This window comes from Streptomyces sp. 2114.4 (assembly GCF_900187385.1).
Classification (GTDB): Bacteria; Actinomycetota; Actinomycetes; order Streptomycetales; family Streptomycetaceae; genus Streptomyces; species Streptomyces mooreae.
The window spans coordinates 1,894,285-1,907,112 of sequence record NZ_FYEY01000001.1 but is presented as its reverse complement, the minus strand read 5'-3'; the positions used below and the strand labels follow the sequence as shown (position 1 = coordinate 1,907,112).

At 68.0% G+C, this 12,828-nt stretch carries 10 protein-coding genes and 1 tRNA gene; 3 read left to right on the top strand and 8 right to left on the bottom strand.

Annotated elements, in window-relative coordinates:
- Window positions 1–67: 67 nt before the first annotated feature.
- On the bottom strand, window positions 68–1,891 hold the full coding sequence (locus CFW40_RS08300; RefSeq protein WP_088797177.1) for a bifunctional UDP-sugar hydrolase/5'-nucleotidase: 1,824 nt from the start codon (window positions 1,889–1,891) through the stop codon (window positions 68–70).
- Window positions 1,892–2,167: 276 nt separating this feature from the next.
- Here CFW40_RS08300 and CFW40_RS08295 point away from each other — a divergent pair, with 276 nt between their 5' ends.
- Window positions 2,168–2,896 (top strand): SIMPL domain-containing protein, encoded by a 729-nt coding sequence (locus tag CFW40_RS08295; RefSeq protein ID WP_088797176.1) that lies wholly within the window; start codon window positions 2,168–2,170, stop codon window positions 2,894–2,896.
- 143 nt (window positions 2,897–3,039) lie between these two features.
- Entirely contained in the window at window positions 3,040–4,476 is a 1,437-nt protein-coding gene (pyk, locus tag CFW40_RS08290; protein ID WP_088797175.1) for a pyruvate kinase, read from the top strand.
- Window positions 4,477–4,528: 52 nt separating this feature from the next.
- On the opposite strand, the gene CFW40_RS08285 is transcribed toward pyk, so the two are convergent.
- Together CFW40_RS08285 and CFW40_RS08280 are read right to left on the bottom strand one after the other, a co-directional pair.
- Window positions 4,529–5,302: a helix-turn-helix domain-containing protein gene (locus CFW40_RS08285; protein ID WP_088797174.1), complete on the bottom strand. Its 774-nt coding sequence runs from the start codon at window positions 5,300–5,302 to the stop codon at window positions 4,529–4,531.
- Window positions 5,303–5,411: 109 nt separating this feature from the next.
- Window positions 5,412–5,486: transfer RNA gene (locus tag CFW40_RS08280), tRNA-Leu, on the bottom strand.
- An 83-nt stretch (window positions 5,487–5,569) separates the two neighbouring features.
- On the opposite strand from CFW40_RS08280, the gene CFW40_RS08275 reads away from it, so the two are divergent.
- Window positions 5,570–6,235, top strand: a complete 666-nt coding sequence (locus CFW40_RS08275) for a response regulator (protein WP_088797173.1) — start codon at window positions 5,570–5,572, stop codon at window positions 6,233–6,235.
- An 88-nt stretch (window positions 6,236–6,323) separates the two neighbouring features.
- Here CFW40_RS08275 and CFW40_RS08270 read toward each other — a convergent pair whose 3' ends face one another.
- From CFW40_RS08270 to CFW40_RS08250, 5 genes are all read right to left on the bottom strand, one after another.
- Window positions 6,324–7,040, bottom strand: coding sequence for an ABC transporter ATP-binding protein (locus CFW40_RS08270; RefSeq protein ID WP_088797172.1), 717 nt, complete (start codon window positions 7,038–7,040; stop codon window positions 6,324–6,326).
- On the bottom strand, window positions 7,037–8,038 hold the full coding sequence (locus CFW40_RS08265) for an ABC transporter ATP-binding protein (RefSeq protein ID WP_088797171.1): 1,002 nt from the start codon (window positions 8,036–8,038) through the stop codon (window positions 7,037–7,039). Before CFW40_RS08265 ends, CFW40_RS08270 begins: the two co-directional genes overlap by 4 nt.
- 5 nt (window positions 8,039–8,043) lie before the next feature.
- On the bottom strand, window positions 8,044–9,840 hold the full coding sequence (locus tag CFW40_RS08260) for a branched-chain amino acid ABC transporter permease (RefSeq protein WP_088797170.1): 1,797 nt from the start codon (window positions 9,838–9,840) through the stop codon (window positions 8,044–8,046).
- A 5-nt stretch (window positions 9,841–9,845) separates the two neighbouring features.
- Complete coding sequence (locus CFW40_RS08255; protein WP_088797169.1) at window positions 9,846–10,775, bottom strand: branched-chain amino acid ABC transporter permease; 930 nt, start codon at window positions 10,773–10,775, stop codon at window positions 9,846–9,848.
- Between the two features lie 424 nt (window positions 10,776–11,199).
- Window positions 11,200–12,420: a branched-chain amino acid ABC transporter substrate-binding protein gene (locus tag CFW40_RS08250; RefSeq protein ID WP_088801971.1), complete on the bottom strand. Its 1,221-nt coding sequence runs from the start codon at window positions 12,418–12,420 to the stop codon at window positions 11,200–11,202.
- Between the last annotated feature and the right edge of the window lie 408 nt (window positions 12,421–12,828).

Genomic DNA, 12,828 nt, shown 5'->3' with positions numbered 1-12,828 from the left:
CCCGGAAGAGACCACGGCCCCCCGGACGGCGCCCCACCGCCCCCGCGGCCCGGCCTTCCACCGGACATCAGAACACCGGAACCCCGTCCCGCGTCAGCCTCCAGTCCACCGAAGCGAACCGGGCAGGATCGATCTGCCCACTCTCCTGCACCCACCCGATGATCAAATTACGGATCTCGTCGGACGTCGACCACACCTGCTCCGCGGCCGCCACATGCGGAAAATTACCGCCACCACTCGCCCGGTAATTGTTCACCGCCAACACGAACCGCGCCGCATCATCCAACGGCTCACCGCCGAACATCAGCTTCCCGATCCGCTGCCCCGCCGGCTTCGCGATATCGATCTCGTACGAGACACCGCTCACCACGTCATAGTTGTAATCCGGCGTACCGTCCGCATTCGTGACCTTCGATGGATCCACTGGACCACCGGCCGCCGTCCGCACGTAATACCGCGCCGAAAACTCCAAATACGCCCGCACCTGCGCACCCGTCAACACCCGCGCCTCCAGCGTGTTGTCGAACGGATACAACGCCGCCATCGACCGGATCGTCACATCCCCCTCCGGCACCCTCGCGGCCCGCGAAAAACACGACGCCTGCGACAACACCGGCAACGACGCATACGCCGACCCCGCAAGCGCCTTACGCACCACCTCCGCCTGCACAAACGCAATGAAGTCCACAACCGGCGTGTCCTTCACCGGCGCCTCGGCCGCCGTCATCTCCGCCTTCGACCGGCCGATCACCCGGTTCACATACGCCACGACCCTCCGGTGCTCCGCCCGCAACAACCCCGTGATCCGCGCATCCTCCGCCACCGCATTCGAGTTCAGGACCCGCGAGGCGACCGACGCCACCTCCCAGCGCCCCCGATGCCACTCCACCGCCACATCGAAAAGCGTCAGCCGCTGCCCCCACTTCAACGGCTCGGAGAGCACCACCTCCCGGCCCGACTCCTTGTTCACCACCCGCCGCTCGGCAACCTCCACATGCGCATGGCCCACCAAGATCGCATCGATCCCCGGCACCTGCTCCGCCACCAACGCCGCCGCATTCTCCACATACGGCAACTGATCCCCGTACGACGACGTACCGCTCATCCCCGAATGCGCCGCCACGATCACCACATCCGCGCCCATCGACCGCAGCTTCGGCACCCACTTCGCCGCCTGCTCCACCAGCCCCGGAAAAGCCAGCCTCCCCTGCACATGCGCCTTGTCCCAGATCGCGATCCCCGGATTCGTCAAACCCAGCACCGCCACCGTCACCTCCCGCCCGCGCGGTGACCGCAAACGCTTCAGCACATACGGACGAAACGCCGGCCGCAGCGACTTCGCATCCACCGCATTCGCCCCCAGCAGCGGAAAATCACAGCTCTCCTCGAACTTGCGAAGCACCGGAATGCCGTAATTGAACTCATGATTCCCCAGCGCCGCGGCGTCATAGCCAATCGCATTCATCGCCCGCGCCATCGGATGCACCGGCCCGTCCGGATCCGTGATCGGATCCACCTTGGCGTAGTAATACGCCAGCTGCGTGCCCTGAATCGTGTCACCCGCATCGATCAGCAGCGTGTGCCGCCGGCCCTTCTCCCGCCGCACCTGCGTCACCAGCGTCGAAATCTTCGCCAGACCGACGTCGTTGTGCGCCGCATCGTCGAACTCCGCGTCGGTGGTGTAGTCCCAGTTGAAGACATTGCCGTGCAGATCCGTCGTGCCCATGACCGTGAAGGCATACCGCTCCCGCCGGTGACCGCGGCCACCCAGGTCACCGGCGCCCCGGTCCTCCACCGCCCCGGCCGCCGGCGCGCCCGCCGCCCCCGCGAGCGCCACCCCGGCCCCCGTCACCACGGAACGCCCCAAGAACTTCCTACGGTCGAGCGACATGCCAACTCCCTTGGATGAACGCCAAAACGCCGATGCGCGCCGCCACACAGCGGGACAACGCGCGTAGATTCTGGCGCAGCCGCACCCCGTGCAACACCCCTCACCCGGCCCCGCCGAACGCCCCACCCCGCCGCACCCCGATATGCGACCCTGCACCACCCACGCCCCACGTCCCACGCCCCACGTCCCGCACCCCGCGGCCCGCCCACCGAACACACCGGACGCACCGAACACACCGGACACACCCCCCACCGACCCCGACCCCCGGGAGCCACCATGACCGACCCCACCGCCACGACCGCCGACCCCACCCCCGCCACCGCCGCCCTCCCGTACGGCACCCCCGACACCCCCCGCCTCGCCGTACGCGGCGAAGCCCGCCTCGACGTCGACCCGGAAATCGCCCGCATCGCCGTCACCGTCAGCGCCCGCGGCACCGACCGCACCGCCGCCCTCACCGACCTCACCCGCCGCAACGAACAAGCCCTCACCCTCATCAAGAGCTACGGCAGCGCCATCGAAAAACTCGAAACCGGCACCTTCAGCCTCACCCCCCAGCTCACCGAGAAAGGCCGCCACGAACGCATCCGCGCCTACCACGGACGCGTCACCCACACCGCCACCCTCAACGACTTCACCACCCTCGGCGAGCTCACCACCCGCCTCGCCGACCTCGACCTCACCCGCGTCGACGGCCCCTGGTGGGCACTGCGCCACGACTCACCCGCCCACCGCGCCGCCCGCACCCAGGCCGTCCGCGAAGCCGTCCAGCGCGCCCGCGAATACGCCGAGGCCGTCGGCGCCCGCCTCGACGCCCTCCTCGAAATCGCCGACCTCGGCGCCGAGAACACCGCCCCCGCCCAAGCCCCCGGCAAGCGCGGCTTCGCCGGCTACGGCCGCGCCCCCGTCCAGGAATCCGCCCCCGCCCTCGACCTCGAACCCCAGCGTCAGGCCGTTTATGCCCATGTCAACGCACGCTTTACGATGACCCGCCCCGTACTGTGAGACCGTGCGGACGGAATGAATTTCCGCTCATCGGAGCGCCGTCGCGCCCATTCCATTACTTGTCAACAGCCTTTCACCAAGCGCTCGTTGAGCAGTCACTTCCCTACCGTTCCCTACCGCCCGGTAAGTCATAGGGTCGAAGCATGCGCCGAGCAAAGATCGTCTGCACACTGGGACCCGCCACCGACTCGTACGAGCAGATCAAAGCCCTCGTCGACGCCGGAATGGACATCGCCCGCTTCAACCTCAGCCACGGCACCTACGCCGAACACGAGGCACGATTCGACCGGGTCCGCAAAGCCTCCGAAGAAACCCGCCGCAGCGTCGGCATCCTCGCCGACCTTCAAGGCCCGAAGATCCGACTCGGCCGATTCCGCGAAGGCCCTGTACTTCTCGAACGCGACGACGAGTTCACCATCACCGTGGAACCCGCCGTCGAAGGCGACCGCCAGATCTGCGGCACCACCTACCACGGCCTCGCCGCCGACGTCACCACCGGCGAACGCATCCTCATCGACGACGGAAAAGTCACCCTCGAAGTCACCGACGTCGACGGACCCCACGTCCGCACCAGGGTCGTCGAAGGCGGCATGGTCTCCGACCACAAGGGCCTCAACCTCCCCGGCGTCGCCGTCTCCGTCCCCGCCCTCTCCGACAAGGACCAGGACGACCTCCGCTGGGCCCTGCGCTACGGCGCCGACATCATCGCCCTCTCCTTCGTCCGCAGCGGCCGCGACATCGAAGACGTCCACCGCATCATGCGCGAGGAGGACCGCTTCCTCCCCGTCATCGCCAAGGTCGAAAAGCCCCAGGCCGTCGACAACATCGACGACATCGTCGCGGCCTTCGACGGCATCATGGTCGCCCGCGGCGACCTCGGCGTCGAAATGCCCCTCGAAACCGTCCCGATCGTCCAGAAGCGCGCCATCAAACTCGCCAAGCGCAACGCCAAACCGGTCATCGTCGCCACCCAGATGCTCGACTCGATGATCGACAACTCCCGCCCCACCCGCGCCGAAGCCTCCGACGTCGCCAACGCCGTCATCGACGGCACCGACGCCGTCATGCTCTCCGGCGAAACCAGCGTCGGCAAATACCCCACCGAAACCGTCAAGACCATGAGCCGCATCGTCGAGGCCGCCGAGGAAGACCTCCTCGCCAAGGGCCTCCCGCCGCTCACCGAGGCCAACAAGCCCCGCACCCAGGGCGGCGCCGTCGCCCGCGCCGCCGCCGACATGGGTGACTTCCTCGGCGCCAAGTTCCTCGTCGCCTTCACCCAGTCCGGCGACACCGTCCGCCGCCTCTCCCGCTACCGCTCACCCATCCCGCTCCTCGCCTTCACCCCCGACCCGGCCACCCGCTCCCAGCTCAACGTCAGCTGGGGCGTGGAGACCTTCCTCGGCCCGACCGTCAACTCCACCGACGAGATGGTCGCCCAGGTCGACGAGCAGCTACTGCGGCTCGGCCGCTGCCAGAAGGGCGACGTCGTCATCATCACGGCCGGCTCCCCGCCCGGAGTCCCCGGCTCCACCAACCTCGTCCGCGTCCACCACATCGGCGAGGACGACTCCCCGAAGTAACCCCACCCGCACCGCGATTCCGCTGGGCCGAGGTGCCTGATTGCCGTCCCCGTCAGTACTTCGGCCCGATGTGTTTGTCCATGAGAGCGACGGAGGCTTTGCGGGCCACGGAGATGTTCTGTGCCCTGCGGGATTGCCGCGCCGGCTGCCACTCGATGCCGAGTTTGTCGAGCGTGTCCGTGTAGAGCCGGAGGATGTCGGTGGACATGTTGGTGAAGAAGTACCGCGGGTATTCGTAGCGTTTGCGCTGTCCGGCGACCGTGCGGGTGGCCCAGTTGGTGACGCGGCAGCCGTCGGAGTGGATGAGTCCGCGGAGGAAATCCCAGGGGTGAGCATCCACGATTTGCTGCTGCCAGGGCTCGAGGACGATGGGCCGGTCATGCTTCTTGCCGGGACCGTGCTGGGGGAACACGCAGGGCCAGTGTTGGCTGTAACTGGTCACCATGACGCATCCCTTGCGCCGGATGACGCACACGCTGTTTGCGGGGCGGACCGCTTTGACCGCGTCACGGCATGCCGCGATAAGGCCCGGCCAGGCATCCGCACACGCGATACGCAGCGCGTACCCACGCCGTCGCGGCTGTTTGCTGATGCAGCCGTCGCCGAGGTAGAGGCCGAGTAAGTACGCGTACGCCTCGGCATCCGTCGGCGGCTGTGGTACCTGCTCGCATCGCGGGCACTCCGCCTTGTACGAGACCGGCTCGATCCTGGTTTGCCAGGAGCGGATTGCATACCGGGATATGCCTGTCTGCTTGCTCACGGCATTGAGGCTGCGCCCTTGGGCGACGAGCGATAGGGCATGTGCACGCGTTGAGATGTCGTACATGCATGCGATCGTGGCGGGAAATGCGCCAAGCGACGTGAATTCGATAGCACCGTCACCGGAAAGGGTGACGATAACCGCTTGTCTTGCCATCTTCGAATCGAAGAGAAAGTGCCCCAGGTGGGATTCGAACCCACACTTTCGGCTGTTTGAGAGCCGCCTCTCTAACCAGTTGGAGTACTGGGGCCTTAGAAAGGGAGGATACCTGCTGCCCTGCGTGGTCCTACCCTACAGGAGCTAGGTAGGCTCATGGGGCACCACCTGCCTGGAATGAGGAGTCCCGTGAGCGCCGCCGAGCCCGAGCAGCCCGTCGCCGATGACGATCAGTCGCACGTCCCGCCGCTGACCACGCGCGTGGTGATCGCCGAGGACGAGGCCCTCATCCGTCTCGACCTCAAAGAGATGCTGGAGGAAGAGGGCTACACCGTCGTCGGTGAGGCCGGGGACGGGCAGACCGCCGTGGAGCTGGCCCGGGAGCACCGTCCCGATCTGGTGATCCTGGACGTGAAGATGCCGGTGCTGGACGGTATCTCGGCGGCCGAGAAGATCGCCGAGGAGAGCATCGCGCCGGTGCTGATGCTGACCGCGTTCTCGCAGCGTGAGCTGGTGGAGCGGGCGCGGGACGCGGGCGCGATGGCGTATCTGGTGAAGCCGTTCTCGAAGACCGATGTGGTTCCGGCGATCGAGATGGCGGTGAGCCGGTTCACCGAGCTGAGGACGCTGGAGCAGGAGGTCGCGGACCTCACCCAGCGGCTGGAGACCCGGAAGCTGGTGGACCGGGCGAAGAGCATTCTGCAGACGCAGTACGGGCTGACGGAGCCGGCCGCGTTCCGGTGGATCCAGAAGACGTCGATGGACCGCCGGCTGTCGATGCAGCAGGTGGCCGAGGCGGTCATCGAGGATGCCGAGGAGAAGAAGCAGCAGAAGGACCAGTAGTCGGCGGCAGCCGGGCTCGTCCGGAGCGTACGAGCGGCCCCGTACCGATCTTCATCGGTGCGGGGCCGCTCGCGTGGGTGCGGGTGGGTCAGTCCTCGCCGAGGTAGGCCTTGCGGACGGATTCGTCGTGGAGGAGGGATGTGCCGCTGCCGGAGAGGACGATGTGGCCGGTTTCCATGACGTGTCCCTGGTCGGCGAGGGAGAGCGCGGCCTGGGCGTTCTGTTCGACGAGGAGGATGGTGGTGCCTTGGGAGCGGAGTTCGCGGATGGTTTCCATGATCTTCTGCATCATGATCGGGGAGAGGCCCATGGAGGGTTCGTCGAGCATGAGGAGTTTGGGGCGGGACATCAGGGCGCGGCCCATGGCGAGCATTTGCTGTTCGCCGCCGGAGAGGGTGCCGGAGGCTTGTTTGCTGCGTTCGCCGAGGATGGGGAAGAGTTCGTAGACGCGTTGGATGTCGGCGGCGATGCCGGCGGTGTCCTTGCGGAGGAAGGCGCCGAGCTGGAGGTTTTCGGCGATGGTGAGGCGGGGGAAGAGGCGGCGGCCTTCGGGGGAGTGGGCGAGGCCGCGTTCGACGATCTTGTGGGCGGGGACGCCGTCGAGTGGTTCGCCGTCGAAGGTGATCTTGCCGGTGAGGGGCTTGAGGAGGCCGGAGAGGGTGCGCAGGGTGGTGGTTTTGCCGGCGCCGTTGGTGCCGATGAGGGTGACGGCCTGCCCTGCTTCGACGGTGAACGAGATGCCTTTGACGGCTTCGATCTTGCCGTAGGCGACGCGGAGGTCCTCGACTTGGAGCAGTGCGGTCATGGGGTGTCTCCGGTCTGTCCCTGGGCCGGCTGGTCTGCTGGGGTCGCCGCGTCTGCTGCGTCGGGTTCTCCTGGTCCCTCGGGCTTTTCCGGCCCGTCGGGTTTTTCCCTTACCGGGCTTGCTGTGTCGTCCGGCGTCGTGGTGTGGTCCGGGGTTGTTGTGCCGTCCGGGTCCGTGGTGTCGTCCGGCGTCGGCATGCCTTCGACGGGGGTGCCGAGGTAGGCGGCGATGACGCGTTCGTCGGCCTGGACGGTCTCGGCGGTGCCCTCGACGAGTTTCTGTCCCTGGACGAGGACGGCGACGCGGTCGCAGAGGTTGAAGATGAAGCGCATGTCGTGCTCGATGACGAGGACGGCGGTGCCCTGGGCGCGGATGGCGAGGACGAGGTCCTGGGTGGCGCGGGTTTCCTGGGGGTTCATGCCGGCGGTGGGTTCGTCCAGGAGCAGCAGTCCGGGTTCGCTGGCGAGGGCGCGGGCGATTTCGAGCTTGCGTTGTTCGCCGTAGGGGAGGTTGCGGGCGAGGTGGTCGCGTTTGTGGGCGAGGCCGGTGAACTCCAGGAGTTCCATGGCGCGTTGTTCGCTGGTGCGTTCGGCCTTTTTGAAGCCGGGGCCGCGCAGGAGGGCGGACCAGAGGCCTTCTTTGGTGCGGGTGTGGCGTCCGACGAGGACGTTTTCGAGGACGGTCATGTTGGCGAAGAGGCGGATGTTCTGGAAGGTGCGGGCGACGCCGGCCTGGGTGACGAGGTGGGGTTTGCGGGAGAGGCGGGTGCCTCGGTAGCTGACGGTGCCTTCGGTGGGCACGTAGAGGCCGGTGAGGCAGTTGAAGAAGGTGGTTTTGCCGGCGCCGTTGGGGCCGATGAGGCCGACGATTTCGCCGGTGCCGACGGTGAGGCTGACGTCACGTACGGCGGTGAGCCCGCCGAAGCGCATGGTGACGCCGTCGGCGCGCAGGACGGTGTCGGTGTCAGTGCCGGGTGCGAGGCTGGTGGGTGTGGTCATGGTCGTCACGCCTTTGCCTGGGTGGCGCCGAGGGTGGCGTCTGCGTCGGGGAGGCGCTGGTCGGGCACGTCGAGTTGGCCGGTTTCGTGGAATTCGAGCTGTTTCCTGCGGTCGGGGATGAGGCCTTCGGGGCGGAAGCGCATGAGGAGGACGAGGGCGATGCCGAAGAGCAGGAGTTGGTAGTCCTGGATGAAGTCGAGCTTGGCCGGGATGAGGAAGAGCAGGGCGGCGCCGACGAGGGGGCCGCTGAGGGTTCCCATGCCGCCGAGGATGACGGCGGCGAGGAGGAAGGCGGAGTTGGGGGGCTGGGGGCCGGCGAACTGGAACTGTTCGGGGGTGGCGGTGGTGACGACGTGGGCGTGGACGGTGCCGGCGAGTCCGGCGAGGGCCGCGCCGAGGGCGAAGGCGAGGAGGCGGAGGCGGAAGCTGTTGATGCCCATGGCGATGGCGGCGGTTTCGTCTTCGCGGATGGCGATCCAGGCGCGGCCGATGCGGGAGGCCGCGGCGCGCCGGAAGACGAGGACGACGAAGGCCGTCACGAGGATCATCAGCAGGTAGTAGTTGCCGTAGGTGGCGAGGGGGATGCCGAGGAGGACGTGGGGTTCGCCGAAGTTGAAGCCGAAGATCTCGAGGTTGGGGATGTTGGGGATGCCCATGGCGCCGTTGGTGATGTCGGGGCCGGTGGTGCCGTTGAGGTTGAGCATGGCGATGCGGAAGATCTCACCGAAGCCGAGGGTGACGATGGCGAGGTAGTCGCCGCGTAGGCGCAGTGTCGGTGCGCCGATGAGGACGCCGAAGACGAGGGAGGCGGCGGCGCCGGTGAGGAGGGCGGCCCAGAAGGGGAAGTGGAGCCCGAAGGCGGATTCGGGGGAGCCGGAGACGAGGGCGGCGGCGTAGGCGCCGACGCCGAGGAAGGCGACGTACCCGAGGTCGAGGAGGCCGGCGAGGCCGACGACGACGTTGAGGCCCAGGGCGACGGTGGCGAAGATCAGGATGTTGGCCCCGATGATCGTGTACTGGTCGGTGTCCTGGGTGAAGGGGAAGCAGGCGGCGGCGAGGAAGGCCGCGCCGAGGGCGACGGTGCGGTGGGTGTGGGTGAGTGCGGTGAGGCGGGCGATGAGTCCGGCCCGGTGGAGGGCGGGGACGGCGAGTGCCATGAAGATCAGGTAGCCGACGAAGGGGGCGCCGTCGTCGGTGTCGATGCCGTAGGTGAAGGCGAGGAGCCCGGCGGCGAAGGCGGCGGCGATGATCAGGATCTCGGCCCAGGAGGGGAGTGCGCGGGTGGGGCGCCGCAGGGGGCCGGCGGTGAGGGTGGCGGTGAAGCGCTGCCAGGGGCCGGAGGGTGGCCGGACGGCGGCTCGGTCGGGGGGCAGGGCCAGGGCGCCGGCCAGGGTGAGCAGGGAGGTGACGGCCGCGAGGGCGCCGCCCGGTTCGAGGTTGATCAGCCCGCCGAGCTGGACGGCGATGGCGAGGAGGGTGAACCAGGTGGCGGCGAAGGTGGCGAGGGCGGCGAGGAGGGTGGGGGCGTTTCGTCCTGCGGGGGTGAGCCACTGCAGGCCGCGGATGCCGAGTGCCGCGAGGGCGAACAGGAGGGTGAGGAGGCCGCCTGCGAGGGTGATGACCTGCAGTCCGGCGGGGGAGAAGTAGTAGGTGAGGTCGCCGGGGAAGTCGCTGCTCCAGGTCCAGGCGAGGCCGGTGGTGGCAGCGGTGGCGAGGGCGCCGGCGGCGGTGAGGAGGCGCGCGGTGCGTTCCGGGAGGGGGAGCAGGCCGCGGGCGGGGGGTGTGGTGGTGTGGGTGGTCATCGCTATCACGCCCGATCCGCGACGCGTTCGCCCAGGAGGCCTTGTGGTCTGAGCAGGAGTACGAGGATGAGGAGGACGAAGGCCCAGACGTCCTTCCAGGCTCCGCCGCCGAATTGCTCCATGCCGGGTATGTCCTCGATGTAGGCGGTGGCGAGGGCTTCGGCGATGCCGAGGACGACGCCGCCGAGCATGGCTCCGTAGATGTTGCCGATGCCGCCGAGCACGGCTGCGGTGAAGGCCTTGAGGCCCATGATGAAGCCCATACGGAACTGGACCTCGCCGGTGCGCAGTCCGTAGGCGACGGCGGCGACGCCGGCGAAGGCGGCGCCGATGGCGAAGGCGAGGACGATGATGCGGTCGGTGTTGATGCCCATGAGCTTGGCGGTGTCGGGGTCCTGTGCGGTGGCCTGCATGGCGCGGCCGCTGCGAGTTTTGGCGACGAAGAAGCCGAGGGCGATCATGCAGGTGGGGGCGGCGATGAGGACGAAGAGGTCGCCGCGCTGGACGGTGGCGCCCAGGATGTCGAAGGCGTGGCCCTTGAACTGCGGGAAGACGCGGGCCTGTTTGCCGTCGGGGTACCACTTCCAGATGGCTTGCTGGAGGGCGATGGACAGGCCGATGGCGGTGATGAGAGGGGCGAGGCGGGGTGCGCCGCGCAGGGGTCGGTAGGCGAATCGTTCGGCCGCGATGCCGACGAGGACGGATACGGCGATGCCGCCGAGCAGCATGACCGGCAGGGCGAGGGCGAGAGAGGTGCCGGCGGGGAGAGCGAGGAAGACGCTGAGCGCTCCGAAGCCGCCGACCATGAATATCTCGCCGTGGGCGAAGTTGATGAGCTGGACGATTCCGTAGACCATCGTGTAGCCGATCGCGATGAGTCCGTACATCGCGCCGAGGATGAGTCCGTTGGCCAGCTGTTGCGGCAGTTCGCTCACCGCGGGGCCTCCGTTGGGGTGGGATTGAGGGATCAGAACCAGCCGGGTGTGAGGGGTCCGGAACGGCTGGTTTTGAGGGGTCCGAAACGGCTGGTTGTGAGGGGTCCGGGTCGGCTGGGTGTGAGGCGTCCGGGCCGGTGGGGAGGGAGGGTTCGGAACCAGCCGGGTGCGAAGGATCCGGAACGGCTGCGGTGAGGGGTCCGGGCCGGCCGGCAACGACGGATCAAGGCCGGGCCGGGACCGATTCCGGCCCGGGAGCGCGGCTCCCGGACCGCCCGGCGGAGCGAGATCCGGGCCGGGGGCGCAGGAGCGACCGGTGCGGACTCCGGTGTGTCCCGGAGTCCCGGGTGGTGTGCCACGGGCCGCGCCAGGGTCATTGGTGCGTCCTGGCGCGGCCCGGGGTGAGGTGGTGCGGTGCGGTCGGTCAGCTCTTGTCGAACTTCTTGAACTCGGCGCTGAAGCGGGAGGCCCAGGCGCCCTTTTCGACCTGGTAGGCGGTGATCATGGTGTTGGTGGTGTCGCCGTATTTGTCGAAGGCGACGGGGCCGGTGACGCCGTCGAAGGTCACCTTGTTCATGGCGTCGGCGACCTTTTTGCGGGCGTCGTCGGGAAGCTTGCCGCCGCCTGCTTCGACGACCTTTTTGACGGCCTGGATGACGGCCCAGGTGGCGTCGTAGGTGGAGCCGCCGTAGGCCTCGTAGCCCTCCTTGAAGCCGGCTGCCTTGTAGTCGGCGATGAACTTCTTGGCGGAGGGGAGCTCTTCGACGGGCTTGCCGACGGAGGAGGCGTAGTCGCCTTGTGCCTTCTTGTTCAGCTTGATGTAGTCGCTGCTGTACATGCCGTCGCCGCCCATCACGGGGGCGGTGACGCCGCCGTCCTTGAGCTGCTGGCTGAGGGGGCCGGAGGCGGGGTATTCGCCGCCGTAGAAGACCATGTCGGGTTTGGCGGACTTGACCTTGGAGACGACGGCCTTGAAGTCGCGGTCGTCGGGGCTGACGTGCTCGGTGCCGACGATCTTGCCGCCGAGTTTGGCGAACTGGTCCTTGAACGAGGAGGCGAGGCCGACGCCGTAGGTCTTCTGGTCGTCGATGACGTAGGCCTTCTTGGCCTTCATCTTCTCCCAGGCGTACTGGCCGTCGAAGGCGCCCTGGACCTCGTCGGTGGTGGCGGTGCGGAAGTAGGTGGGGAACTGGCGGACGCGCTTGTTCTGCTTCCAGTCCTTGCCCTGGGTGAGGTCGGGGGTGGTGTTCGCCGGGGAGATCAGCGTGAGGTTGTTCTGTTTGGAGACCTGCTGCATGGACTGGGCGACGCCGGAGTTGAGGGGGCCGATGACGCCGAGGACGTCCTTGTCGCCGGCGAGCTTGGTGGCGTTCTGCTGGCCGACGTTGGGCAGGGCCTTGTCGTCGAGGGCTTCGAGTTTGAAGCTGACGCCCTTGACCTCGCCGGTCTTGTTGGCGGTGTTGACGGCGAGCTGGGCGGAGTTGCGGATGCCCAGGCCCAGCGCGGAGAGTTCGCCGGTGGTGGGGGCGTCGAGGCCGATGACGACCGTGGACTTTCCTTCGCCGCTCTGGTTGTCGTCGCCGCGCGAGCCGCACGCGGAGAGCGTGAGGGCGCCGGTGGTGACTGCGGTGGTGAGGATGAGCAAGGAACGGTGACGCACGATCAGTCCTTTCCCTGGCGCGGCCACGACTGTCGCATGGCCGATTCGCTCGCCGGGCTGTACGGGCCGTACAGGGTCCGTGCTGCAGCGCGCCCGGCGGCGCGGTGACTGGCCGTGACTCTAGAGCGGTGTTCGTCGCACCGGCAGAGGCGCTGAGCAGGATGTGACGCTCTTGTTATGACCTTCGATGAGCGTTTTGCCGTTATGGTCCTTACACCGGGGGGCGAACGCGGTGCGGAGGGTGAACTCGCACTTCCACGGGGGGATGGGCCGTGCGGTGACGGAAGAGCGTCCGGATAGCGGATGCGGTGTGCGCGGGGGCGCCGGGGGCCGTACGGGGGCCGGGAGTTGCTGCCGTCGCCGAGGGGCGCGCGTGTGACGCAGGGTTACGGC